Annotated in this window: 29 protein-coding genes; 13 read left to right on the top strand and 16 right to left on the bottom strand. The window is 67.6% G+C overall.

Features of this window, described 5'->3' with window-relative positions:
* Positions 1-8 precede the first annotated feature (8 nt).
* Together D1409_RS16200 and D1409_RS16195 are read left to right on the top strand one after the other, a co-directional pair.
* Positions 9-1025 (top strand): ABC transporter permease, encoded by a 1017-nt coding sequence (locus D1409_RS16200; RefSeq protein ID WP_123538030.1) that lies wholly within the window; start codon positions 9-11, stop codon positions 1023-1025.
* Positions 1012-2106, top strand: coding sequence for an ABC transporter permease (locus tag D1409_RS16195; RefSeq protein WP_123538029.1), 1095 nt, complete (start codon positions 1012-1014; stop codon positions 2104-2106). Before D1409_RS16200 ends, D1409_RS16195 begins: the two co-directional genes overlap by 14 nt.
* A 517-nt stretch (positions 2107-2623) precedes the next feature.
* Here the strand turns inward: D1409_RS16195 and D1409_RS16190 are convergent.
* From D1409_RS16190 to D1409_RS16170, 5 genes are all read right to left on the bottom strand, one after another.
* Positions 2624-3631: a hypothetical protein gene (locus D1409_RS16190; RefSeq protein ID WP_206425094.1), complete on the bottom strand. Its 1008-nt coding sequence runs from the start codon at positions 3629-3631 to the stop codon at positions 2624-2626.
* Between the two features lie 152 nt (positions 3632-3783).
* Positions 3784-5019: an aminotransferase class V-fold PLP-dependent enzyme gene (locus tag D1409_RS16185; protein ID WP_328587667.1), complete on the bottom strand. Its 1236-nt coding sequence runs from the start codon at positions 5017-5019 to the stop codon at positions 3784-3786.
* A gap of 77 nt (positions 5020-5096) precedes the next feature.
* Entirely contained in the window at positions 5097-5387 is a 291-nt protein-coding gene (locus D1409_RS16180) for a DUF424 domain-containing protein (RefSeq protein ID WP_123538027.1), read from the bottom strand.
* 3 nt (positions 5388-5390) lie between these two features.
* Positions 5391-6119 (bottom strand): tetratricopeptide repeat protein, encoded by a 729-nt coding sequence (locus tag D1409_RS16175; RefSeq protein WP_123538026.1) that lies wholly within the window; start codon positions 6117-6119, stop codon positions 5391-5393.
* 48 nt (positions 6120-6167) lie between these two features.
* On the bottom strand, positions 6168-6464 hold the full coding sequence (locus D1409_RS16170; RefSeq protein ID WP_123538025.1) for a hypothetical protein: 297 nt from the start codon (positions 6462-6464) through the stop codon (positions 6168-6170).
* A 78-nt stretch (positions 6465-6542) separates the two neighbouring features.
* Between D1409_RS16170 and thpR the strand changes: the two genes are divergently transcribed.
* Positions 6543-7100, top strand: coding sequence for an RNA 2',3'-cyclic phosphodiesterase (gene thpR / locus D1409_RS16165; protein ID WP_123538024.1), 558 nt, complete (start codon positions 6543-6545; stop codon positions 7098-7100).
* Positions 7101-7128: 28 nt separating this feature from the next.
* Here thpR and D1409_RS16160 read toward each other — a convergent pair whose 3' ends face one another.
* Positions 7129-7404, bottom strand: coding sequence for a hypothetical protein (locus tag D1409_RS16160; RefSeq protein ID WP_123538023.1), 276 nt, complete (start codon positions 7402-7404; stop codon positions 7129-7131).
* Positions 7405-7615: 211 nt separating this feature from the next.
* Between D1409_RS16160 and D1409_RS16155 the strand changes: the two genes are divergently transcribed.
* Positions 7616-8443 carry a ZIP family metal transporter gene (locus tag D1409_RS16155; RefSeq protein ID WP_123538022.1) on the top strand — a complete coding sequence of 276 codons (828 nt, stop codon included), beginning with the start codon at positions 7616-7618 and terminating at the stop codon, positions 8441-8443.
* Positions 8444-8471: 28 nt separating this feature from the next.
* On the opposite strand, the gene D1409_RS16150 is transcribed toward D1409_RS16155, so the two are convergent.
* Positions 8472-8978 carry a hypothetical protein gene (locus D1409_RS16150; RefSeq protein WP_123538021.1) on the bottom strand — a complete coding sequence of 169 codons (507 nt, stop codon included), beginning with the start codon at positions 8976-8978 and terminating at the stop codon, positions 8472-8474.
* A 183-nt stretch (positions 8979-9161) separates the two neighbouring features.
* Between D1409_RS16150 and D1409_RS16145 the strand changes: the two genes are divergently transcribed.
* Genes D1409_RS16145 through D1409_RS16135 form a run of 3 tightly spaced genes read left to right on the top strand, consistent with a single transcriptional unit; the run spans position 9162 to position 10257 of the window.
* The gene (locus D1409_RS16145; RefSeq protein WP_123538020.1) at positions 9162-9314 is read left to right on the top strand and encodes a 50S ribosomal protein L39e; all 153 of its coding nucleotides are present in this window, start codon (positions 9162-9164) and stop codon (positions 9312-9314) included.
* Positions 9311-9589 (top strand): 50S ribosomal protein L31e, encoded by a 279-nt coding sequence (locus D1409_RS16140; RefSeq protein WP_123538019.1) that lies wholly within the window; start codon positions 9311-9313, stop codon positions 9587-9589. The genes D1409_RS16145 and D1409_RS16140 overlap by 4 nt, the downstream gene beginning before the upstream one ends.
* A gap of 2 nt (positions 9590-9591) precedes the next feature.
* Positions 9592-10257, top strand: coding sequence for a translation initiation factor IF-6 (locus tag D1409_RS16135; protein WP_123538018.1), 666 nt, complete (start codon positions 9592-9594; stop codon positions 10255-10257).
* 19 nt (positions 10258-10276) lie between these two features.
* Here D1409_RS16135 and D1409_RS16130 read toward each other — a convergent pair whose 3' ends face one another.
* Positions 10277-10624: a DUF7344 domain-containing protein gene (locus D1409_RS16130; RefSeq protein ID WP_123538017.1), complete on the bottom strand. Its 348-nt coding sequence runs from the start codon at positions 10622-10624 to the stop codon at positions 10277-10279.
* Between the two features lie 167 nt (positions 10625-10791).
* Here D1409_RS16130 and rpl18a point away from each other — a divergent pair, with 167 nt between their 5' ends.
* From rpl18a to ftsY, 3 genes are read left to right on the top strand one after another with little or no spacing between them, the layout of a single operon-like run.
* Positions 10792-10965, top strand: coding sequence for a 50S ribosomal protein L18Ae (rpl18a, locus tag D1409_RS16125; protein WP_123538016.1), 174 nt, complete (start codon positions 10792-10794; stop codon positions 10963-10965).
* The gene (pfdA, locus tag D1409_RS16120) at positions 10962-11429 is read left to right on the top strand and encodes a prefoldin subunit alpha (protein ID WP_123538015.1); all 468 of its coding nucleotides are present in this window, start codon (positions 10962-10964) and stop codon (positions 11427-11429) included. Before rpl18a ends, pfdA begins: the two co-directional genes overlap by 4 nt.
* A gap of 6 nt (positions 11430-11435) precedes the next feature.
* Positions 11436-12647 (top strand): signal recognition particle-docking protein FtsY, encoded by a 1212-nt coding sequence (ftsY, locus tag D1409_RS16115; RefSeq protein ID WP_123538014.1) that lies wholly within the window; start codon positions 11436-11438, stop codon positions 12645-12647.
* Between the two features lie 145 nt (positions 12648-12792).
* Here the strand turns inward: ftsY and D1409_RS24655 are convergent, their stop codons facing one another.
* On the bottom strand, positions 12793-12951 hold the full coding sequence (locus D1409_RS24655; protein ID WP_164471725.1) for a hypothetical protein: 159 nt from the start codon (positions 12949-12951) through the stop codon (positions 12793-12795).
* 655 nt (positions 12952-13606) lie between these two features.
* On the opposite strand from D1409_RS24655, the gene D1409_RS16110 reads away from it, so the two are divergent.
* Positions 13607-15313, top strand: a complete 1707-nt coding sequence (locus D1409_RS16110; RefSeq protein WP_123538138.1) for a nitrite/sulfite reductase — start codon at positions 13607-13609, stop codon at positions 15311-15313.
* On the top strand, positions 15303-16955 hold the full coding sequence (locus D1409_RS16105; protein WP_123538013.1) for a Coenzyme F420 hydrogenase/dehydrogenase, beta subunit C-terminal domain: 1653 nt from the start codon (positions 15303-15305) through the stop codon (positions 16953-16955). The genes D1409_RS16110 and D1409_RS16105 overlap by 11 nt, the downstream gene beginning before the upstream one ends.
* Positions 16956-16994: 39 nt before the next feature.
* On the opposite strand, the gene D1409_RS16100 is transcribed toward D1409_RS16105, so the two are convergent.
* From D1409_RS16100 to D1409_RS16085, 4 genes are all read right to left on the bottom strand, one after another.
* Positions 16995-17387 carry a type II toxin-antitoxin system VapC family toxin gene (locus D1409_RS16100; protein ID WP_123538012.1) on the bottom strand — a complete coding sequence of 131 codons (393 nt, stop codon included), beginning with the start codon at positions 17385-17387 and terminating at the stop codon, positions 16995-16997.
* The gene (locus tag D1409_RS16095; RefSeq protein WP_123538011.1) at positions 17384-17617 is read right to left on the bottom strand and encodes an antitoxin VapB family protein; all 234 of its coding nucleotides are present in this window, start codon (positions 17615-17617) and stop codon (positions 17384-17386) included. The genes D1409_RS16100 and D1409_RS16095 overlap by 4 nt, the downstream gene beginning before the upstream one ends.
* Positions 17618-17798: 181 nt before the next feature.
* Positions 17799-18623, bottom strand: coding sequence for an arsenite methyltransferase (arsM, locus tag D1409_RS16090; RefSeq protein ID WP_123538010.1), 825 nt, complete (start codon positions 18621-18623; stop codon positions 17799-17801).
* Entirely contained in the window at positions 18616-18990 is a 375-nt protein-coding gene (locus D1409_RS16085) for an ArsR/SmtB family transcription factor (RefSeq protein WP_123538009.1), read from the bottom strand. The genes arsM and D1409_RS16085 overlap by 8 nt, the downstream gene beginning before the upstream one ends.
* A gap of 63 nt (positions 18991-19053) precedes the next feature.
* Here D1409_RS16085 and D1409_RS16080 point away from each other — a divergent pair, with 63 nt between their 5' ends.
* Entirely contained in the window at positions 19054-19260 is a 207-nt protein-coding gene (locus tag D1409_RS16080) for a hypothetical protein (protein ID WP_123538008.1), read from the top strand.
* A gap of 45 nt (positions 19261-19305) precedes the next feature.
* On the opposite strand, the gene D1409_RS16075 is transcribed toward D1409_RS16080, so the two are convergent.
* The 3 genes from D1409_RS16075 to D1409_RS16065 all read right to left on the bottom strand — a co-directional run bounded on the left by D1409_RS16075 (position 19306) and on the right by D1409_RS16065 (position 24013).
* Positions 19306-21474, bottom strand: coding sequence for a pentapeptide repeat-containing protein (locus D1409_RS16075; protein ID WP_123538007.1), 2169 nt, complete (start codon positions 21472-21474; stop codon positions 19306-19308).
* A gap of 104 nt (positions 21475-21578) precedes the next feature.
* Positions 21579-22157 carry a DUF2617 family protein gene (locus D1409_RS16070; protein ID WP_206425093.1) on the bottom strand — a complete coding sequence of 193 codons (579 nt, stop codon included), beginning with the start codon at positions 22155-22157 and terminating at the stop codon, positions 21579-21581.
* Positions 22154-24013: a spermidine synthase gene (locus D1409_RS16065; RefSeq protein ID WP_123538006.1), complete on the bottom strand. Its 1860-nt coding sequence runs from the start codon at positions 24011-24013 to the stop codon at positions 22154-22156. Before D1409_RS16065 ends, D1409_RS16070 begins: the two co-directional genes overlap by 4 nt.
* Between the last annotated feature and the right edge of the window lie 2 nt (positions 24014-24015).

Genomic DNA, 24015 nt, shown 5'->3' with positions numbered 1-24015 from the left:
CACTCGCCATGAACTGGTACCTGAAACGCGCGGGCCAGGCGGTGTTCACCCTCTGGGCGGTCGTCAGCATCTCGTTCGTCCTGGCGTGGTCCATCCCGGGCTCGATGGTCGAACGATACGTCACCCAGATCGCGTCCAGTACGGGGCAGAACCCGGAGGCGATCCGCCGTACCATCGCCAACCAGCTGATGTACGACCCCGAGGCGCCGGTCTACGAGGCCTACCTCACGTACATGTCCAACGTCCTGCAGGGGAACCTGGGGACCTCCTGGACGGCCCAGTCGGAGGTCAACGCGCTCCTCGTCGACACCGTCCCGTGGACGTTGCTGGTCATGTCGCTGGCGACGACCGGCCTGTTCGCCCTCTCGCTGACCCTCGGAGCGGTCATGGCCTACCGCGAGGGGTCGAGGTTCGACCTCGCGAACACGGCGATCGGGATCGTCACGACGTCCATCCCGTACTACGTCGCGGGCATCCTGCTCATCCTCTGGGTCGGCTACGGCGACGGCCCCATCACCGGCCTGTTCCCGGCGCGCTACCGGATGGCCAGCGGCGTCTCGCCGGGCCCGTCCCTCGAGTTCGTCTCCGCGGCGCTCCGCCACGCCACCCTGCCCGCGCTGTCGTTCGTCCTCACGCAGTACGGCCTGCTTGCGCTGGCGATGCGGGGCAACAGCATCCAGACGCTCGGGGAGGACTACGTGGAGGTCGCCCAGCTACGGGGCATCCCCGAACGTCGGATCGCGCTCCGATACGTGGGCCGCAACGCCATCCTGCCCATGTACACGAGCCTCCTGCTGGCGATCGGGTTCATGCTCGGCGGGTCGGTCATCCTCGAACAGATCTTCCAGTACCGCGGCGTCGGGATCTACATGTACCAGGGGATCCAGGACCGCGACGTCGTCCTCATGATGGGGACGTTCCTGGTGATCACGGTCGCGGTCGTGATCGCGACGTTCGTCGCGGACGTCACCTACAGCAAGCTCGATCCCCGGATCAAGGCAGGTGAGCAAGGTGAAGCGTACTGAGTCCGCGACCGACGGCCCGGGGCTGTTCGACGAGTCGGACGCCACCAGTATCAGCCGCCGCGAACGGATGACCGAGTCCGTCTCGAAGGGCGTGGTCGTCCCGTTCAGGGTCGCCTGGTCGGACTGGCGCACGAAGACCGGCCTCCTCGTCATGGCGTCGTTCGTCGCCGCGGCGCTGCTCACCAGCGCGCACGTTGCCGGCTACGAGGTCCTCAACGCCGCGCTCGGCGCGGTCGGCTCACCGTGGGAGCTCAGTCAGCCGTCGAGTATCCAGAGCCTCGACGAGACGTGGCGCCAGGGACTGCGCCCCTTCGAAGACTGGCGACACCCCCTCGGGACCGACCCGACCGGCCGCGACCTCCTGTCGGCGATCCTCTGGTCGACGCCGTCGATGCTCCAGATGATCGCCGCCGGCGGCGTGTTCTCCTCGGTCATGGCAACCGTCGTCGGGACGGTCGCCGGCTACAAGCGAGGCCGCGTCGAGTCGGTCCTGATGACTCTCACCGACGTCGCCATGGCGATCCCGGGGATCCCGCTGGTCATCGTGATCGTCGCCATCCTCCGGCCCGAGTCGCCGTACCTCGTCGGCATCATCATCACCATCAACGTCTGGGCCGGCCTCGCGCGAACGGTCCACTCGCAGGTGCTCTCGCTCCGCGAACAGTCCTACGTCGAGGCCTCCCGAACGATGGGCACCAGCACCGCCCGGATCATCCGAAAGGACATCCTCCCGAACCTGATGCCGTACGTGATGGTCAACTTCGTCTACGCCTCGCGCCGGGTCATCTACGACAGCGTCGCGCTGTACTTCCTCGGCTTCCTCCCCGTGAACCAGCCCAACAACTGGGGCGTGATGATGAACTGGGCCTACCAGCAGTTCGGCGCGCTCACGCCCGCCGGCCCGCGCTACGTCATCGTCGTCCCGATGATCCCCATTGTCCTCCTCTCGCTCGGCCTCATCCTCCTCTCGCAGGGCACCGACCGCCTGTTCAACCCCCGCGTCCGCACCCGCCACGAGGGCGAGTCCGTCTCCGAGGCCGACGAGACCGACGAACGGACGGTCCAGACCGGGATTCAGTAAAACCATGTTTTTCCCGCTCGGGTGTCCTCGCTCACTCCGTTCGCTGCGGGCACCCTCCCGGCAAAAACATGGTCTCGTCGAGCGGAGCGAGACGAGGCTCGGAAGTCGCAGCCGCGAGCGAAGCGAGCGGATCGTCTTCCGGTGGTCAAAAAGGCGCGGCTCGTTCGCTTCGGTCACTCGCCGCGGAGAACCGGCGCCGGATGCTGCCACCACCGCTGACCGTGCCGCCACCGCAGACCGCTACCGCCACCGCAGACCGCTACCGCCACCGCTGACCGTACCGCCACCGCTGCCGCCACCGCTGACCGCTACCGCCACCGCCTTCCTCGATCTCTTCGGCGTCGAGATTCACCGAGAGAACGTCCCACGGCGGCGCCACGCCCGTCTCTCACGGCATGCCGGTGACACGTCCCAGTATCCGTGTTCCGCCTGTGCCTGCGACAGGGGGTCGCCTCGTCCGGGCTTCCGGTGTGGCCGTCCGAGATATCGGGGGCACTGGCCGGGACGACGGCCCGGTTCAGTTGAGCGTGAAGATTCCGGCAGACGAGGTCAGACGGGCGACCGCCGAGATACGGAGCATGTAAGCGGTCAAGACGAGGTAGGGGGCGAGCGAGATAGTGAAGGCTGCCGCGACGAGGGTCTGCAACGGTGGGAGACCGAGGATCCAGAAGTTGGGGAGGATCCCGGCGTTGATCGCGAGGATCGTCGACGCGTTGACCAGGATGGCCGGGAGCGTGATGATGAGGAGCGTCTGCGAGAGCCGAGACACTTCCTGGGTGTAGTAGAGCGTCTTGAAGTACTCTTTCCCGACGGCGAACATCTCGAAGGCCTCGATGAGGCTCTCGAACTGGTCCTTGGCGGTGTCGGTCAGCCCGTGGGTGGACCTGAGCTCCCGCGACCGTTCCATCTGCGGGCCGTACTGGAACTCCATCCCTTTCCAGAGGACGGCGAACTCCGCGCCGTTGGTGTTATCGACGGCCCCCAGTTGGCTGGCGGTGTCTTCGATAGAGGACGCGTAGTCTCGAATTTCGTCGGCGAGTTCCGCTTCGACGCCGTCGACGTCGTCGTCGAGTCCGTCTGCGCGGTCGTGGATCGTCCGCGACATGACTGTGAGAAACGAGGTCGGGTCGGACGGGTTCTCCCCGGCCTCGGTCAGCTCGGCGAGGTTCCGACGGAACTCCGTCGCACCCTCGACCCGGTCTTCCTGGATGGTGACGGAACTCATGTCGTACGAGAGGACGATCGAGTTGATCGAGACGACGATGGAGACCAGCAGGATCATCCCACCGAGAAACGTGTTGAGGATCGTCTCGACCGTCGACGTCTCGGTCAGCAGGGTCTGCATCTCGAAGGTCCAGACCATCCCCAGGAGGATGAACGAGCCGAACACCACCGTGAGCAGCGCTCCGGTGACGGCCATCCGGTTGGCTTCCAGCATCACCCACCGGTGGAGACCGATGTCTCCGCTCTCTGACGGAACCGGGAACCAGTCGCGCCACCGCCCGACCTCGGGAGCGATACTCATTCCGCAGCAGTCGCGACGGCTCTTGTGGACGGACCGACGACTACTCGATCACACATGGTACGGATCAGGGCCTGCAGTGTCAAAACCTTGCTTGCGGGTCTCTGGCCCGGTTCGAACAGCGGACGGCGGGTCAGACGCACACCGCGACCGCCCTACGCGAACAGCTGGCGAGCTTCGTCCAGCGCGTCGATCAGCTTGTCGACTTCCGCCTTCGTGTTGTAGATGTAGAAGCTCGCGCGAGTCGACGAGGAGACGCCGAGCTTGTCGTGGAGCGGCTGGGTGCAGTGGTCGCCGGCCCGGACCGCCACGGCGTACTCGTTGAGGATCTCCGAGGCGTCGTGGGCGTGGACGCCGTCGAGGTTGAACGAGACGAGGGCTGAGCGGTCGTCGCCCCCCGGCCCGAGGATGTTGATGTCCTCGAACTCCGAGAGGCGGTCGTAGGCGTACTCGGCGAGTTCCTCGCCGTGGCGCCGGACGCGCTCCATCCCGATGTCGTCGAGGTAGTCACACGCCTCGGCGAGCGCGATGCCCTCGGAGATAGGGGGCGTCCCGGCCTCGAACTTCCACGGGAGCTCGTGCCACGTCGACTCCTCGTAGGTCACCTTCTCGATCATCATCCCGCCGTAGAGGTACGGCTGCATCTCCTCGAGGAGATGCTCTTTCCCGTAGAGGACGCCGATACCGGTCGGACCGCACATCTTGTGGCCCGAGAAGGCGAAGAAGTCCGCGTCGATGTCCTGCACGTCGACGGGCATGTGGGGCACCGACTGCGCGCCGTCGACGAAGTAGAGCGCGTCGTTGTCGTGGGCGATCTCGCCGATCTCGGTGACCGGGTTGATCGTGCCGAGCGTGTTCGAGACGTGGACCACGCTCACCATCTCGGTATCGTCCGTGATTAGCTCACGGGCGTGGTCCATGTCGAGGTAGCCCTCGTCGTCGACGCGGATGTACTTCACCTCGGCGCCCGTCTTCTTGGCGATCTGCTGCCAGGTGACGAGCGCGGCGTGGTGTTCCATCTCCGTGAGGACGATCTCGTCGCCGGGACCGAGTTCGGCCAGTCCCCACGCGTACGCGACGGTGTTCATCGACTCCGTCGTGTTCTTGGTGAAGACGACCTCCTCGCGCCCCTCGGCGCCGATGAACTCGGCGACGCGGTCGTGGGCCTCCTCGTAGGCGATGGAGGCCTCCTGACTGAGGTGGTGGAGCCCGCGGTGGACGTTGGCGTTGGTGTTGCGGTAGTAGTGTGCGATGTTGTCGACGACCTGGTCGGGCGTCTGACTCGTCGCCGCGTTGTCGAGGTAGACGAGCTGTTCCCCGCGGAACTCCCGTTCGAGGATGGGGAAGTCGTCGCGTATCGCCGACGTGTCCAGCGGTTCCGATTCTGACAGTCCCATTACTCGCTACGACGTACTCGACGGGCAACTTTCCTTCGGTTCGCGCGAACTCTGTTTGGCGCTTCCGAAAGCTACAGCCAGAGCAACTGCGCGTGACGCGTGCCGCCGAGTTCGAGGACGTTCTCCTCGTCGACGAAACCGTGTTCGACGGCGAGGCCGACGGCCTCGGTGCCGACGATGTTGGCGGTCGTGCAGCGCGAGAGGCTGTCGACGACCTCCCCTTCGGTGGCCTCCTCGCCGTCGTAGAACTCGGGCTCGACGGTGAGCGACACCTCGTCGGCCTCGTAGGTCTCGCCAAGGTCCTCCGGGTCGCAGACGGAGACGAGAAGTCCTTCGTCCGTGTCTCGTTCGTTGAGAAGCATCGCCTACTCCACCAGCTCCGCCTCGGCCTCCTGGCGGAGTTCGTCGGCCTCCTCGGCCAGTTCCTCGGCGCGTTCGTCCTCGCCGAGCTCCTCCAGCGCTCGGGCCTTCTCCTCGATGATCTCGGCGTTGCGGAACCCGAGGCGGATGGCGTTGTCGAAGGCGTTGCGGGCGTCCTCCGCGAGGCCGCGTTCGAGCAGGAAGAATCCGCGGTTGTACCACGCCTCGGCGAAGCGGGGGTCGATCTCGACCGCCCGCTCGGCGTGTTCGAGCGCCTGCTCCGTGCGGCCGGACTCCCAGAGCGCGTAGGCGAGGTTGGTCTCGGCGGTGGCGGCGTGCTCGGAGTCGTCGTCGATGTCGAGCGCTTCGCGGTAGGCGCCGATGGCGGCGTCCCACTCCTCGAGTTCGGCGTGCGCGGTGCCCTTGTTAGCCCAGGCCTCCTGTCGGATGGACTCGTCGTCGGCGTAGCGGCCGGCCCGTTCGAGTGCGTCCGTGGCCTGCTCGTAGCGATTGATGGCGATGTAGCTCAGGCCCACGTCGAGCAGTTGCTCGGCGTCGACCTCGTTGGCGGCGATGTTCCGCTCGTCGAGTTCGTCCGCGAGGACGCGCGAGTCGACGGGGTCTACCATGTCGGGGTCGACCTCGAACTCCGGCGGATCGATGTCGAACCCCTCGTAGGGGTCGTCGAACCCCTGGCCCGACGAGAACTCGTGGTCGTCCCGGTCGTCAGTCATACCCCCCGATACGCGAGCCGACCGGTTAAGGGCTACGTCACCGGTACGTCAGCCGCCCGCGTCCGACCGACCGCCGGACTCCGCGCCGTCCCCGCGTTCGTCACTGCCGGCCCCGTCGTCGCTGTCGGCACCGTGGTCACTGCCGGCCCCGTCGTCGCTGTCGGCTGCTGACGTGTCCTCGCCCGGGTCGACTACGCTCGTGAAGAGATAGATTCCCGCTACGACTGTCATCAGGAAGCCCCAGTCGTTCCCCGAGCGAGTGACGGTCGTGAGGTGGATCCCGATCGCCAGCACGATCACGGCCGTACACCGCCTGATAGTCCGCTGGAGGGCGTCCGTCGACACGTGGTCGACGACGACTCACTCCGGCATCAGTCTGGCGGTGGAACCACAACTAAGACGCGAGCGGTCCGAGCGGTTGGTATGGGCAAGCGACTGTTCGTCAGCGTCGACCTCGACGGCCTCGCCGACGAGATAGCGGCCGTCCAGGAGCGCTTCGAGGGGGCGTCGGGGCTCAACGTCACCGACCCCGAACAGGCCCACGTCACGCTGAAGTTCCTCGGCGACACCGACCCCGATCGGCTGGACGACCTCGTCGACGAACTCGACGCGGCGGTCGCCGACGCGGGTGTCGGCCCGTTCGAGGCCGAGTTCGGCGGCCTCGGCGTCTTCCCGAGTCTCGACTACATCAGCGTCGTCTGGGTCGGAACGCGTTCGGGCGGCGAGGAACTGACGCGCCTCCACGAGGCCGTCGAGGAGCGGACGACGGCGATGGGATTCGACGAGGAAGACCACGAGTTCACGCCGCACGCGACGATCGCGCGGATGGAACACGCCGGCGGCAAGGAGCGGGTTCAGGACGTGGTTCGCGAGGACGACCCGGACGTGGGCCGACTGGAAGTCGAAGAGATGAGAGTGAAAGAGAGCGTGCTCGGCCCCGACGGGCCGACCTACGACACCGTCGAGCGGTTCCCATTGTAGGGAGTGGGAGTCGATATCGGAGGGCGGCTTACAGCGCGGGGAGCCCGCCGGGCAGGACGCGCGCCGCGACGTACCCCTCGCCGTCGGCCGGTGAGAGCTCCAGACGGACGGTCGAACCGGGCGCGCGGTCGGCGAGTCGCTCCGCGACGAGGCCGTCGAGACAGTCGACGACCGTCCGTTCCTCGCCGTCCGGCGTCCGAACGGTCATCCGCCCCGTCGCGTCCAGCGGGTCGACGACCCGGTGGGGCCGCGCGCCCGTCTCCGCCGCGTCCGCGTCAGTCGTGCGTGCCTGGGTAGTTGACATACTGTATTATTCAGCGAACCAGTATTTATATCTCACCACATAGGTGGTCGAATATTCATAGTGCATATAAGGACCATTAACCACACGTTGTCACGGCGCAGTCCGCGGCCTCGGTTTTCCGAGCCCGACGAGGGGCATCGGCTTTAGGTCTCCCGAAAACAATCAGATTCGTGATAACATTTACGCCCGCCGAGGTGCAACCGAGTGGCGTATGGACCCGATCGCGAACCTGGTGCTGGTGTTCGTCGCGGGGTTGTTGACGGCGCTAGCGACGGGGCTGGGCGCGATCCCCTTCTTCCTCGTCGACGACATCTCCGACCGGTGGAACGTGGTGCTGTGGGGCCTCGCGTCCGGGATCATGGTAGCGGCGTCGCTGTTCGGACTCGTCCGCGAAGGGCTCGCCGTCGTCGACGGGGGGCTCGTCGACGCCGCGGTCGCGATCGGGCCGGGGGTCGTCGTGGGCGTCGCCCTCGTCGTCGTCGGTCACGAGGTGCTGGAGGGCGCGGAGCTCGACCCGAAGGAGTACGAGGAGGCCGACTTCCGGAAACTCGTGCTCATCCTCGGTATCCTGACCGTCCACAGCTTCCCGGAGGGCGTGGCGGTCGGCGTCTCCTTCGCGGAACTGGGCATCGACGACCCGAGTCTCGCGACCGTCTCGCTGGCGGGGCTGTCCCTGCCCGTGCTGGCGGTGTTCATGACCGTGGCCATCTCGATCCACAACGTCCCGGAGGGGGTCGCGATCTCCATCCCGTTGCGCGCGATGGGCGTGAGCGAGTGGCGGATGGTGTGGTGGGCCGTCTTCTCGAGTCTGCCCCAGCCCATCGGAGCGGTGATCGCCTACTACTTCGTCACGCTGGCGGAGCAGTTCCTCCCCTTCGGCTTCGGGTTCGCGGCCGGCGCGATGGTGTATCTCGTCGTCACCGAGTTCCTCCCGGAAGCCCTGGACCACGGCGAAAGCCTGCCCGGCGGCGGCCGACGCGAACTCGTCGGCGGCGTCGCCGCCGGCGTGCTCGTGATGGTGCCGCTCGCGTTCGCCTGAGAAGCGTCGCGTCGGCAGGCCCGTCCGCTCAGAGCAACTTGCGCTCGGTCACGGTCAGGTCGACGAACACTTCGAGGGGAGAGGGTTCGTCGTCGTCGGGCGCCGCGTCGTCGCGGTAGTCCGAGTGGTCGACGACGAAGAAGTACGGTCCGCTGGCGTCGATCGGTTCCCGGGCGCCGCCGTCGTCCGTCGCGGCCTCGTAGGTGTCCTCCGCGACTTCCTCGGCGGTCGTACTCACGTCCGTATTGCCCGCGGGTGTCAGCGCCGGGTCCCCGCCGTCGGTGTACGTGTCGTAGAACATGTACGACTCCTCCTCGGAGAAGAAGTACACGTCGAACGGTCGGTCGGCTTTCGCACGGTACTGGATCGCGCCGCCCGGGTCGGACACGTCCGGGATCTCCTTGATCCAGCCCTGTCCGGGCTGGACCGAGACGGACCGCTGGACGGTCGTCACGACTTCGCCACCGCCGCCGATACAGCCGGCGCCGCCCGCGAGACCCACGACAGCAGTCCTCAGCACGGCTCGACGGTTCATACGTACTACGCTCGAATACCGATACAAAGAGGCACCTGCCGAGAAATCAATCCTGATACCGGTAGGGGGCGGCCGGGAGCGTCGGCCGGATCGGCGGTGGGCTTGGGGCGGAAACCGGGGCACGGATCGGTCGAGGGTGAAAGGAACAGGAATTTAAGCGCCGGCCGGGAAGAGGGTGACACTATGGGTAAGAAGTCGAAAGCCAAGAAGAAGCGCCTGGGGAAGCTGGAGCGCCAGAACACGCGTGTCCCGCCGTGGGTCATGCTCAAGACGGACCGCAACGTCAGCCGCAACCCGAAACGGCGCCACTGGCGCCGTAGCGACACGGACGAATGAGCGCCGGAGACTTCGAGGAGCGGGTCGTCACTGTCCCGCTTCGCGACGTGAAGGCCGCGCCCGAGCAGAAGCAGGCCGACAAGGCGATGTCCATCGTCCGCCAGCATCTCGCGAAGAACTTCTCCGTCGACGAAGACGCCATCAGGCTCGACCCCTCGATCAACGAGGCGGTGTGGGCCAACGGTCGGCAGAACCCGCCGCGAAAGCTCCGGGTCCGCGCCGCGCGCTTCGAGGAGGAGGGCGAGAGCGTCGTGGAAGCCGAGACGGCAGCGTAGACTTGCTCCGCGCGGCTTTCTCCGGTTCGGCGTACGTCGGTGTCTTCGCACGAGCCACCGACGACTGCGTCCTCGTGCGACCCGACGTCGAGGCCGACCTGCGCGAGGACCTCGGCGAGGAGCTCGACGCCCCCGTCGTCCCGACGACCGTCGGCGGGTCGGGCACCGTCGGGTCTCTCGCGACGGGCAACGGAAACGGGCTGCTCGTCAGCAGTCGCGTCCGCGAGCGCGAACGCGACGCCATCGGCGAGGCGACCGACCTCCCGGTCGGTGAACTGCCCGGCCGGATCAACGCAGCCGGCAACGTCGTGCTCGCGAACGACACCGGCGCGTACGTCCACCCCGATCTCACCGAGACCGCCGTCCGCGCCGTCGAGGACGCCCTCGACGTCCCCGTCGAGCAGGGCGTGCTCGCGGGCTCGCGAACAGTCGGAACGGCCGCCGTCGCGACCAACCGCGGCGTCCTCTGTCACCCCGACGCCACCGACGCGGAACTGGACTTCCTGGAGGAGCTGCTGGGCGTCCCCGCCGACATCGGCACCGTCAACTACGGCGCGCCGCTCGTCGGGTCCGGGCTCGTCGCCAACGGCGCGGGCTACGTCGTCGGCCAGGACACCACCGGCCCGGAACTGGGCCGCATCGAGTCCGCCCTCGACTACATCGACTGACAGACCGGGCGTCCGGCCGTCAGTACACTTCCTGCGGGAGTTTCGCCGCGTTCTCGGAGAGGAGTTCCAGGAGCGGTTCGACGGCCTCGAACTCCGGTCCCCGCCTGACGAGGTTCGCCTCGCGCTCCCACTCGACGACCCCGGCGGCGACCAGTTTCGGGAGGTGCACGTGATACAGGCGCACCTCCACCGTTCGCCGCGACTGGTGTGACCCGCGCCCGTCGGCACGGGCAGTCGGCGACGCCGCCGCGCTCCGCGTCAACACCCCGTCAGGAACCGTCACTGGCTCCGTTTCGAACAGGAGCAGGAGCAGTCGCCGGCGCATGTCGTCCGCGAGTATCCCGAACAGTTCCGACGCCCCGATCATAGGCACACGTTTGCATGCACCATACATAACTGTTTTCTCGCTATCAGATATGCACGCATCCGTCGGAGCGGTCGGGACGCCCGGCGGCGACCCGTCCACGCGGGGGCCGCGCGGTGGAAAAACTCCGTTGCGGAAGGTACTTCCCGCTCGCTCTCCCAGCGGGACACATGAGTGAGTTCACAGTCACCGGGCAGTGGAACGCCCGAGACGGCTGGCAGTCGTTCGAGAAAGAGATCGAAGCGGAGAACGAGGACGTCGCGCGCGAGCACGTGCTCGCCGAGTTCGGCTCGAAGCACGGACTCAAGCGCACGCAGGTCGAGATCGAGGAGGTCGGCGCATGAGCCTCGGTGGTGGCGGCGGCGGCGCGCAACAGCAGCTCCAGCAGATCGCACAGGAGATCGAACAGATCGAAGAGCAGATCGAGGGGCTCGAGGGCGAGATCACCTCGCTCCAGAACGAGAAGCAGGAGATGAACGAGGCCATCGAGGCCATCGAGGCCGTCGAGTCCGGCGACACGGTGCAGGTCCCGCTGGGCGGCGACGCGTTCCTCCGCGCGGAGATCCAGGACATCGACGAGGTCATCGTCGAGTTCGGTGCCGGCTACGCCGCCGAGCAGGAGCAGGACGACGCTATCGACATCCTCGAGTCCAAGCAGGACACTCTCGACGACCGCATCGACGACGTCCGCTCGGACATCGCGGAGCTGGAGACCGAGAGCGAGGAGCTCGAACAGCAGGCCCAGCAGATGCAACAGCAGCAGATGCAGCAGATGCAGCAGATGCAGCAGCAGCAGGACGACGAGTAAGGCGCGATGTTCGACGGACTGAAAGACAAGCTCGGCCGCTTCAGTGACGAAGTCGAGGAAGACGTCGACGACGAAGCGGTCGACGACGAAGCGGAGGACGCCGAGACCGCGAGCGACGCGAACGCGGCCGACGCCGAGTCCGAGCCCGTCGACGCCGACGACGCGGACGTCCCCGAAGCGGACGACGCGGCGGCCGAGGCGACGGAGGCCGACGCGGCGGTCGATACTGAGGCGGACGACAGCGCGCCCGAAGGCGAGGCAGACGAGGCGGACGAGGCGGACGGCGAAGCCGAGGACGACGCCGAAGCGGACGCGGACGACGACTCGGGCCGAGGCCTCGGCGAGCGAGCGAAACTGTTCGCGACCGGGAAGACCGTCATCGACGAGGACGACCTCCAGAACCACCTCGACGACCTGGAACTGGCGCTCCTCCAGAGCGACGTGGAGATGGGCGTCGCCCAGGAGATTCTGGAGGGTGTCGAGGAGAACCTCGTCGGCGAGACGCGCCGGCGGCTCTCCTCGACGGGGAGCCTCGTGCGCGACGCGCTCCGCGAGGCGCTGTACGACGTGATCAGCGTCGGCCAGTTCGACTTCGACGAGCGGGTCGCCGAGGCCGACAAGCCGGTCGTGATCGTCTTCACCGGCGTCAACGGCGTCGGGAAGACGACGACCATCGCGAAGCTCTCACAGTACTTCGAGGATCGCGGCCTCTCGGCGGTGCTCGCGAACGGCGACACCTACCGCGCGGGCGCCAACGAGCAGCTCCAGGAGCACGCCGAGAACCTCGACAAGCGGGTCATCTCCCACGAGCAGGGGTCGGACCCGGCGGCCGTCATCTACGACGCCGTCGAGTACGCGAAGGCCAACGACGTGGACGTGGTGCTGGGCGACACGGCCGGCCGGCTCCACACCTCCGACGGCCTGATGGACCAGCTCTCGAAGATCGACCGCGTGATCGAACCGGACATGACGCTGTTCGTCGACGAGGCGGTCGCCGGGCAGGACGCGGTCAACCGCGCCCGCGAGTTCGACGACGCGGCCGCCATCGACGGGGCGGTCCTCACGAAGGCCGACGCCGACCCGCAGGGCGGCGCGGCCATCTCCATCGCACACGTCACCGGGAAGCCGATCCTCTTTCTCGGCACCGGACAGGACTACGACGACATCGAGCGGTTCGACCCCGAGGAGATCGTCGACCGACTCATCGGCGACGACTGAGTCGGCCCCCGGGATTCGACCGCACAGCTACCCGAGACTGGACAGCCTCGCAGTCTGGACGCTTCTCCGAGAAGCAGTAACTCGAACGCGACTCCCCCGACAGCGGCCGCTCGCCGTCGTGAGAAACGTAAAGTGAGCGAGACAGTTACTCGTCGCGCTCGTCCGAGAGGTGTTCCCACACCTCGGCACAGCCACAGCCGTCCTCGACACCGTCGAGGTGCGAGGTGTCGACCTCCTCCCGTTCGTCGTCTGATTCGACCTGCGCTTCTTCCTCGGCCGCCTGCATCTTTGTCGTGTCGCTCATTCGGTTGTCCAATTCCAGGGCCCCGCACCCTATAAATACCCCCTTCCCCGCACCCCTCGCCGTCACTTTGCGGAACGGGCAACATGATCCGGTTCGTCGCACACCCGATATCCCCGTAATCGCCGTACAGGAGCGGTTCGTCGGTGATGCGTTCGATCGGTGTGAAATGACACCGATCCGATGAACTCGCGTGCTCAGAGACGTGTCCGCGTGCGTCACTGGAGGTGAAACCGGGGTGTGTCGACCACCGGCGCCCGTACCGTATAGCGGCAATCGAAGGGGGGTTTCACGCAGTCGTGGCAGGCCTGTCCGTGACGGAGGGATACAGGTAGGAGCGAACTGTGTGATAATAGCACGCACGCGATCGTCGCGTGGCACTCTCAGGAGGAGACGATGCTCACAACAGGTTCATCCGAACAGATCGCGGGGGAACGCGCCACGAACGCCGACGGAACGGAGGCCGACGGGCGCTCGCTCGAAGCGGTCGAGCGAGCGCGGAGACGGCCAGCCCGCGGTGCCAGACGCGACAGCGGGAGGTGGTCGCCGTGAACACCGTCGCACGCTTCGCGCGCGACGAGCACATGCTCGCCACCGTCGGACGAGTCCGACGAGGTTCGCCTCGCGTGGCTCGGCTCACCACCCAGGGGTGGCTCGCATGAACACCGTCGAGGAGTGGAAACAGGAGAAACACCCGCTCGACGTGGTCGAGGACGTGAAGGAGTACGCCGAAGAGGGGCTCACGTTCGAGGAGATAGAGGAGCGAGCGGGCGACGGCGAGTGGGAGCGACTCAAGTGGGCCGGCATGTACTCTCACGGGCGGCAGGACGGCTACTTCATGATGCGCACCAAGGTCCCGGGGGGCCATCTCACGCCCGACCAGGCCGAGGTGATCGGCGAGGTCGCCGAGGAGTACGCCACCGCGCCCGAGGAACACGGCGGCGAGGAGCAGAACTCGATCTGGGGCGACGCCTTCCTCGACATCACGACCCGGCAAGACATCCAGAAACACTGGATCGAGGTCGAGGACGTCCCGGAGATCTGGGCGAAGTACGACGAGGTCGGGCTGACGACGATCCAGGGCTGTGGCGACGGCGCCCGGAACGTCCTCGGCTGTCCCGCGGCCGGCCTCGACGACCACGAGTGCTTCGACGCGCAACCGGTGATCGACGCCGTCTCCGAGTACTTCACGGGCAACCGCGAGTACGCCAACCTGCCCCGGAAGTTCAAGATGACTATCACCGGCTGTGCGCACGACTGCGGACAGTCCCAGATCAACGACGTCGGGCTGACGCCCGCGCGGAAGGAAGTCGGCGGAGAGGAGATCTACGGCTTCCACTGCAAGGTCGGCGGCGGCCTCTCCGACGGGCCGCGGATGGCCACGCAGATGGACGTGTTCGTCCCGCCGGGCGACGCGGTGGAGTTCTGCCGCGCCATCGCCCAGACGTTCAAGGAACTCGGCGACCGCAACAACCGCGGCGTCTGCCGGATGCGGTATCTCGTCCAGCAACTCGGGACCGAGGAGTTCGAGCGGGCCGTCCGACGGCGCTGCGAGGTCGACCTGCCGACCGGCGGGACCGACCTCACGGTCGGGTACACCGGTGACCACGTCGGCGTCCACGACCAGAAGGCCGAGGGGCTGAAGTACGTCGGGTTCAACGTCGTCGCCGGTCGGATGGGCGGCGACGAGTTCGCCGAAGCGGCCCGCGCGGCGCGCGAATACGGCACCGAGGACGCCTCGATCCGGCTCGCGACGGACCAGAACTTCCTGATCACCCACGTCCCGCGGGAGAACGTCGGCGACCTGCTGAACGAGCCGTTCGCCCGCAAGTACGAGCACGACCCGGGGCCGTTCTCCCGGGGCGCGGTCGGCTGCACGGGGTCGGAGTTCTGCAACTACGGCATCATCGAGACCAAGAACCGAGTGTACCGGTGGGCGAAGGCGCTCGACCGCCGGATCGACACGCCCAACGACCTCGACGTGGTGCGGATGCACATGTCGGGCTGTTCGGCCTCGTGTGCTCAGCCACAGATCGCCGACATCGGCTTCCGCGGCGAGACGGTGAACCTCGACGACCCCGAGGGCACGACCAACGAAGAAGGGGACAACATCGTCGAGGGGATGGACTTCGGCCTCGGCGGGTCGCTCGGGTCCGACAACGAGTTCCTCGACTGGGTCGAGAACGCCGTCCCCGCCAGCGCGGTCATTCCGGCCATCGAGGAGCTGTTCGCGGCCTACGTCGACGAGCGCGACGAGGGCGAGCGGTTCTACGAGTGGACCCGCCGCGTCGGGACCAAGCGCCTCAGAAAGGTCATGCAACGCGCCGACGCCAACGTCTCGGGAGGTGTCGCCCATGGGGACTGAGGGGGAGCGCGAGCAGCGACGCGGCGCCGAGTGCGAACAGGTCGCGCCCGCCGACGTGGCGCCGGAACTCGCCGAGGACGGGGCCTGCCGCGACGGCCGTGACGCCGACGACCTCGAACTGGACGAGTCGCGGTTGCTGACGGACGGCGGGCGCGACGGACCCATGCCCGGCGTGCCTGACACCGGACGGAGTGCCGACGAAGGCGACTGTGGCTGCGGGAGTTCCTGTGGCTGCGGCGGTCACTCCGACGGGAACGCCAGCGGTCCGACGGGTGCAGTGCCCGACGGAGGATCGACCCCAGCCAACGTCGACGAGAACGGCCAACTCCGAGGGATCGAGTTCAGAGCGCCCGCGGAGGGCCGGAGCCAGGACGTGTACGAGACGCGAGCCGACCACCGCGTCCAGCGCCCCGGCGAGGAGGACCTGTCGCTCGACACGCCGTCCTACGAGATCCGGTCGCAGATGAACGACATCGAGACGCCGGACGACAAGACGTGGTTCATGGAACTCGACGAGGCGGTCATCGACGACGACCGGTGTATCCAGTGTGGCACCTGTGTCGCGTCCTGTCCGTCGGACTCCATCGGCATCGGCGACGACGGCCTGCCCGAACTCGTGAAGATGTGCACGGGCTGTTCGCTGTGCTGGGACTTCTGTCCGCGCGGCGGCCTTCGCTACGAGCGCCAGTGGAAGATCACCGGCGGCGACGACAACGTCAAGGGTGCGGGCGATCCGATCACCGAGTTCTCCGCGAAGGTCGAGGACGACTGGCGCGAGAACGCACAGGACGGCGGCCTCGTCACCTCCGTCCTGGTCCACCTGCTGGAAGCGGGCGAGATCGACGGTGCGCTCATCGCCACCGAGAGCGACGACGAACCGTGGAAGGCCGAGTCCTTCCTCGCGACCACCCCCGAAGAGTGCATCGAGAACGCCGGCAGCGTCTACAACCAGACGATGGCGCTCGGCAACCTCGACCTCGAGCAGTGGGCGCACAAGATCGATGGCCCCATCGAGGACGCGTCGCTCGCCCTCGTCGGCACGCCCTGCGAGATCGAGGGGATCCGCGCCCTGCAGGACTTCGAGTGGGAGTACGGCTCCCACGAGGAGGGCGTCCGGTCCATCGAGTACACCATGGCCCTGATGTGCACGAAGAACTTCAACTATCAGAAGCTCATGGGCGAGCAGCTGGTCGAACAGCGGGGGATCGACCTCGATACCGTGGGCAAGATGGACGTGCTCGACGGCCGGATGATGGCCTACGACCACGACGGCGAGTTGCTGGTCGACGAAGACGTCGAGAACTTCCACGACGCCGCGCTCAAGGGCTGTGACGAGTGCGCCGACTTCACCGGCTACTGCGCCGACCTCACCGTCGGGTCGGTCGGGTCGAGCGACGAGTACTCCTCGGTGATCGTCCGGACCGAGCAGGGACTCGACGCGTGGGAGCAGACGAAAGACGACCTCGACTACCACGACCTCGAGGACCGCTCGGCCGTCGGCGGCCTACAGTCCTGGGACAAGCAGAAGGCGTTTGACTCGCTAAAGCGCCCGTTCGACCCCGACGCGCCCCGGTTCATCGACTACACCGACCACGCCGAGCACTACGGGACCGAGCTGAACCCCCACGACCGCGGGCACTGAGAGCGCACTCCCCCTTCTGACTCCAGTTCTGACCGCCGATCAGTACGTCCGCACGTCGAGTCCGGGGACTCGTTCGAAGTGGGCGGCGTTGCGCGTGAGGACTGGTTCTTCCTCGCGGAGCGCGGTCGCAGCGATAACGCAGTCCTCTCTGTCGATGGGCTGTCCAGCGGCGTACAGTTCGCCCGAGAGACGGCCGGCGCGGCGCATCACGTCGTGGTCCGCCGAAACGACCGTCTTCGAGTCGAGTACGTCGAGGACCGCTCGTTTCTCGTCGTCCGGACGGTCGGCGCGTTCGACGCCCTCGTAAAGTTCGAGGACGGTGACCGACGAGACTTTCTCGGGCTTTCGGTCGGTCTCGATACCGTCTAAGACGGTGAGCGCGCCGTCTTCACCGTCGAGAACGTCGAGAACGAACGAGGTATCCTGAATCATCCGTCGAGGTCGTCTCGAAGTCGAGCGCGACGGTCGCGCGACCGGTCCCGACCCTCCTCGATAGCTGCCTCGATGTCGGCGGTCTCGTCTGCCCAGATACCCGCGACTTCGCTCCACGAACGTTCGCCTGCCAGGCGCTTGACCACGTCGCTAAAGCTCTCTCCATCGCGCTTCTCGGCAGCGAGGCGCTCGTAGGCCTCCTCGTCGAGCGAGATCGTCTTGGTCGCCATCAATACACAGTCGTGTGTGTATCTATATAAACACTGGGTCGGTCCGGAGACCGAATCCGCTCTCGCGAGGGGGAGTCGGACCGCACGTAACTACTGACGGACACGACGTGGGGTGGGCGTCGGCGGCGAACGCCGCGCCCCGACTCGGCCGCCGCGGTCGTCACGAGAACGGTCGCGGGAGTCAGTGCGCGGCGTCCGGTCTGGTCCCTTCGATCGTCGCTGCGACGACGTAGTCGCTCAGGTCGCGCTCGTCGTCCCACTCGCGGATGAACGCCTCGCTGTCGTCGTCCGGTTCGATCGCGACGTCGACGAACCCGGCGTCGGTCGCCATCGCCTCGATCTCTTCGACGGTCGATGCGCCGCCGACGCAGGCCGCGACGGAGTCGGGATCGGCCGCCAGATCGACCGGGAGGTCGGCCGTCAGCACGACGTCGGAGACCGCGAGCCGACCGCCCGGACGGAGGACGCGGTAGGCCTCGCGGAACACCTGTGGCTTGTCCGGCGAGAGGTTGACGACGCAGTTCGAGAGGATCACGTCGACCGACTCGTCGGGCACCGGCAGGTGTTCGATCTCCCCGAGTCGGAACTCGACGTTCGAGGCGTCGGTCGTCTCGGCGGTCTCCCGGGCCCGTTCGACCATCTCGGGCGTCATGTCGACGCCGACGACCCGGCCGTCGTCGCCGACCGCCTGCGCGGCGAGGAAGCAGTCGAACCCGCCGCCGGAGCCCAGGTCGAGGACGTCCTCGCCCCGGTTCAGCTCGGCGATAGCGGTCGGGTTGCCGCAGCCGAGCCCCAAGTACGCGTCCGGATCGACGGTCGCCACGTCCTCGTCCGAGTAGCCGAGCCTGTCGGCCTCCGCCGTGGTTTCGTCGCTACAGGAGGTGTCACAGCACGAGTCCGACGGCGACTCGGTGGTGATGGACCCGTACCGGTCGCGGACGGCGGCGCGCTGGTCGCTCGGGTCGAGCCCGTCCGCCTCCCCGTCGGTGGTGGCGTCGTCAGTCATCGCGCTCCTCCCTGGTCTCGTCGAGGACCGCCAGCAGTCGGCGCGCCCGGGCGGTCGCCGAGTAGTATCGCCATCGCCCCTCTTTCCGCCTGTCGACCAGTCCGGCGCTGAACAACCGCGAGAGCGCCTGGCTGACGGCCCCCTGACTCACGCCGAGAACCGGTTCGAGTTCGCAGACGCAGACGCCGTCCTCGGCGTCGGCGATCAGTCGGAGCGCCTCGTACCGCGTGTCGTTCCCGAGCGTCGCGAGCGTCTGCACGTCCGCCGCGACGTCCGCTTCGGTCAGACTGCGGTCGACGGGCGAACAACACGTCACGGCGTCGTCCCCCGGTTCGCCCGGCGGTGGGTTCTCGTCGTGCTGACTCATTTTAGTGTATGCTAATATTAGCCTCAGCTAATATAAGCGTTCGGGCCCCAGTCGTACGACCGGTTGCACGAGCGAGTCCGTGACGCGCTGTACGACGGCTACGAGGAGAATCAGAGGTTCGTTCGCGACGAAGGGTTCGAGGAACGGCGCCGGCTCCACCTGCTACTGTTCGTCACGGCGAACATGAACTGGGCTTCCGACTGGATCACGCCCGAGACCGCCGACGAGGTCGAACGGGACTACCGCGAGCTGTTCGCGGAACTGCTGTGAGAACGGGAGTCCGATCCGGCGACCGACCGTCCGCACTCGCCGCGCCTACATCTCCGAGCGCTTGACGAGCGCGTAGACGAGCAGCGCCGAGAGGACGACGCCGAGATACGCCTCGCTTGCGGCCGCGACCTCGGCGGCCGGGCCGACCGGCCCGATGAACCCGTACCCGATAGTCGTGTAGGAGATGTAGCTGAAGCGGGCGACCTCGAACAGCGTCTCCAGTCCGCCGCTCGTGAGCGCCTCACCCACCGGGATCTGGCCGGCCTGCGTCTCGAACAGCGACCCGCCGAAGGCGTACAGGGGCACGTACAGGAGCGGCGCGAGGAGGAAGGAGAAGCCGATCCGGATGGGGCGCATCCCGTGCCCGCAGGTGATGCCGAGGAAGTAGTTCTCGGTGGCGCGGCCGAGGTTCTTCACGCGGGTCCACAGCGGCGCCGTGGAGTCGCGGACGACAGAGAGGTTCTCCTTGCGGCTGTACTGCTGGCGCTTGACGCGGAACTCGCCGGCGACCTTCATGTCGCCGACCGCCGCGGCGCTCTGCTTGGCCTTCAGGTACGTCGTCTCGATCACCTCGGGGGTCATCTCCAGGGCGTAGTCCGGGTCGGCGCCGGGCGGTTCGTGGAACTCGTGGATGGCCCAGGCGTTGCGGTCGAGGTACTGGCGGTGGGCGCTGAAGTCGAATTCGTGGCCGTCGAACTCGGTGAACTCCGTCCGGCAGAAGCGGAAGAAATCGAGCAGTCGGCGGTAGTCCTCGTCGGTCCGCGCTGCGAGTTCCACGTCGCCGAGGCTAGCGAGGGTGAGGTCGTAGCGCACCCACCGTTCGGCGGGCTGTGAGATGCGACCGCTCCGGATCTTCGCGCGGGTGAAGTCGACGAAGGCGTCCTCGGCGACCTGCGTCGCCTCGAAGTCGATGCGGTCGGTGAACACCGCGCCGCTGAAGTCGATCTGCCCGCCGAAGGAGGTGTCCTCGAAGTTCGCCGACGTGATCTCGACGTTGTGGAAGTCCGCGTCGGCGCCGAAGTGCGCGCCCGCGAACGTCAGGTCGTCCTCGAGGAAGTTGGCGCCACCGGTGAACTCCGCGCCGCGGAACACGCACCGCTCGGCGAACTCCGTCGCCGAGAAGTCCGCGTCCTCGTGGAAGCGCGCCTCGTCGAAGTCGGCCTCGCCCTCGAAGCGAGCGTCCGGGAAGTCCGCGTCGGCCGTGAACCTCGCGTTCTCGAAGTGGGCCCGACTCGCGAACCGGACCGCCTCGAAGGAGACGTACCGGAACTGGGCGTGCTGGAACGCCGCCTCGCCGGCGAACGTCGACCGGGCGAACGTCACGTCGTCGTCGAGCGCGCGCTCGCGCCCGGAGAAGGTCGCCCCGCGGAAGTCCGCGTCGCCGCGGAACGCCACGTCTGCGAACCCGGTGTCGCCGTCGAAGCGCGCCTCGTCGAAGTCGGCGAGCGCCTCGAAGCGCGCCTCGTCGAACTCGGCGTCCCCGTCGAAGACGGCCTCCCGGAACGTCGCCTCGTCCGCGAAGGTCGCCCGCTCGAAGTGAGTGAAGCCGAACTCGGCCTGCCGGAAGTCCGCCCCCGCCTCGAAGGCCGCGCCCGTGAAACTCGTGTTGTCGTCGAGGAGGTTCGAGTCGCCGTAGAACTCGGCCGCGCGGGCCTCGACGACCCCGCGGAATGTCGCGCCGTCGAAGCTCACGTCGTTGTCGAACACCGCCTCGTCGACGTCGAAGCGCCCCTCGAAGGTCGCGCCCTCGAACTCCACGTCGCCCGCGAAGTGGGCCTCGAAGGCGTCGAACTCGCCCGTGACAGTCGCCCCGTCGGCGAGCAGCGCTTCCTCCACCTGCGCCTCCTCGAAGGTCACGTCGCCCAGCGTCGCACCGTCGAGTCGGATCGGCAGGCGAATCGTCGCGAACGTCGCCGAGAGCGACTGTACCGTCGCGTTCCGCAGGTCGATCGGGTGTCTGTCGACCCCTTCGAGCGTCCGCCGGTCGAGTTCGATCGCGGGAAGCGTCACCCCGCGCAGGTCCTTCTGGTCGGCGTCGCCGTGGCGCGCGACCGCGAGGAACGCCTCGCGGACCTCGTCGTCGTCGACCCCCCGCTCCTCGCGTTCCGCCGGCGACAGGTGCAACACGGACACGTCGACGTCCGCGAGCGGCCCCGCCGCGTCGAACGGCTCGACCTCCGCACCGCCCGCACCCCCATGCATCCCATCTGTCATATCGTCTCCAAGGGCAACCGCTCGATATAAAAGTACTGCTGAATCCCGACGCCAGAACGCGGCAGTACGGGCCGAGCGTCGTCACAGAGAGGCGGTCCGGGCGCTCAGTCCGTCGACGAGGGCGCCGACTTGTCGGGCGGCCGGACGCCGCCCGCGACGCCACGACGCTTCGCGGAGGCGTCGTCCTCGGCCGTCGCCGCGGGGACGCGTTCGAACGTCGTCCGCGTGTACAGCGCGAGGTCGAACTCGGGGTAGGTGTGGTACGTCTCGTAGCCGCGGGCGCCGACGTCGACCGTGGTGACGGCGTCCTCGTCGAACCGGTAGCACAGGTCGAACGGCTCCTCGTCGGGGAACGCCGACAGCGGTCGCCGGTCGACGATCGTCGCACAGCGCAGGCGCTCGGTCTCGTAGTCGATGCGGAGCGGAGCGTCGCCGTTCGCGGCGGGCGAGGGAGTCGGGCCGGCGTCCAGCGCGACGGCCGTCACGTCGTCGCCGGCGACCGGTTCGCACGAGGAGAGTTCGTGGAAGCCGTACGCCGGCGCGCTGACGTAGTGCGAGCTCCCGATCACCCGGAAGGTGAACTCGGCGCCGAGGAAGTCGCGGGTGAGCGAGTCGAAGACGCGCACGTCGCTGGTCGGCGGGCCGGTGCTGTGGACGAAGTGGAGGGTGTGTTTGTCGGTCATGGGTCGACGACGATGTCGTAGTTGGGGTCGAAGACGCTGTTCGGTTCGACGCCGCGATAGGAGGGGACGGCGCGCCACTCCCACTCGCCGTAGCGGTCCGCGACGCCGTCGAGGTATTCGCTGTCGGCGCGGGAGACGTTCGGGGTGGGCTGGGGGCCGTCCGAGAGGACGTAGAAGCGCTCGCCACGCTCGTACTCCCCGTTCCCGTCGAGGTCGTCGTACACCGAGTAGGAGAGGTAGCGGTCGAAGCCGGCCTCGCGCAGCGTGTTGACGTACGCCTTGTGGTGCTCGGCGAACAGGTACTTCGAGTACGCCCACGTGGCGACGACGCCGCGGTCGGTGAGGTGCTCGCGCAGGAGGGTGTAGAACTCCGTCGAGTACAGCGCCAGCGAGTCGTCGCTGCGCGCGCCCGGCACGTCGAGCAGGATCAGGTCGTAGCGCTTCTCGGAGCCCCGCAGGACTGCGTAGGCGTCGCCGACGGTCGTGTTCAGGCGGTCGTACTCGTAGGCGTCGTCGTGGTACCGCGAGAACCGCGACTCCGCCTTCGAGTACTCGAGGAACTCCCCGTCGATGTCGACCTGGTCGACGCTGACGCCGTAGTCTCGCAACCGGTCGACGGCGACGTAGTCGCCGCCACCGACGAGCAACACGTCGAACGAGGACGCGTTGCCGTGGACGGCGCCCGACTCGTTCAGGTACGCCGAGACCGGCACGTCGACGAGCCCGCTGTGATAGGAGTCGACCCAGCTGTCGCACAGCTGGACCGCCCGGTCCAGCCGGAGACACGTCTCGGTCCCCGCGTGCCCCGTGACGTTTCGCTCGTAGGTCGTGATCCGCTGGTAGGCCGTCCGCTCGAACGACTCGACCGCGATCTCCGCGCGGTCCGGCTGCGAGACGCCTTCGAACTCGCTCTCGATCTGGTCGCCCATGTAGGCGCCGGTGACCGCGCGGTCGACCGCGCCGGCGTTGGCGACCAGTCCGCCGTACGTGCCCGTCAGCAGCAAACCGGCGAGGACGACGCCGCGCCAGCGCGCGAGCGAGAGCGACCGGCCGGCGCCGAGGCGTGCCGGCGCCCGGGCGGACCAGCCGGCGAACACGAGCGCCGCGACCGCGTTCAGCAGTCCGAGCACGAGGACGGTGACGACCAGCCCGTAGGTCGGGTACAGCACCAGCGCGTACACGACCGTCCCGGCGAGGCTTCCGAGGTAGTCGACGCCGAGCACCTCCGAGAACGAGCGCCCCTCCGCCTCGGACGTGCTGAAGAAGACGCCGAGGACGCGCCGGAGGACTGCCCGGGGGTAGGCGCGACCGAGCGCGGCGAACAGCGTCTCCTCGCGGTGGTCGACGAGGTCGTTGAGCAGCGGGATCTCGAACCCGGAGAGGAGGCCGACCAGCAGGATCGGCCCGTGGGCGAGCGCGAGCGTCACCGGCCCTTTCAGCGGGAAGACCACGTCCGGGAAGGAGTTCAGCGCGACGACGAAGGCGGCGCCGGCCGGGCCGACGAACGCGAGGTACACCTCGGTCCGCAGGAAGTTCGACTCCGGGTCGGCCAGGTGCGCCGAGAGGAAGGCGCCGATCCCCATCGAGAAGAGGTACAGACCGATGGTGATCGAGTAGCGGAGGACGGTGCCGCCGTAGAACACCGTCAGTAGCTCCGAGTAGACGAGTTCGTACGCGATCGAGCAGAAGGCGACGACGAAGGTGAGGCCGAGCATCACGCGGCGGTCGGTGACGACCGCTCGCGACGGCGACAGCGTCTGCTCGCCGGAGGGGCTGGTCGACGGGCGGGACGGCCCGTCCGGGCGTCCGGGCGAGTCGCCGTCGCCCCCGGCGGCGTCGTCGCTGTCGCGGTCCATCG

It is taken from the genome of Halosimplex salinum (assembly GCF_003730195.1).
Lineage (GTDB): Archaea > Halobacteriota > Halobacteria > Halobacteriales > Haloarculaceae > Halosimplex > Halosimplex salinum.
The sequence above is the reverse complement of the archived record's forward strand: the minus strand, read 5'-3'. Positions and strand labels throughout refer to the sequence as shown.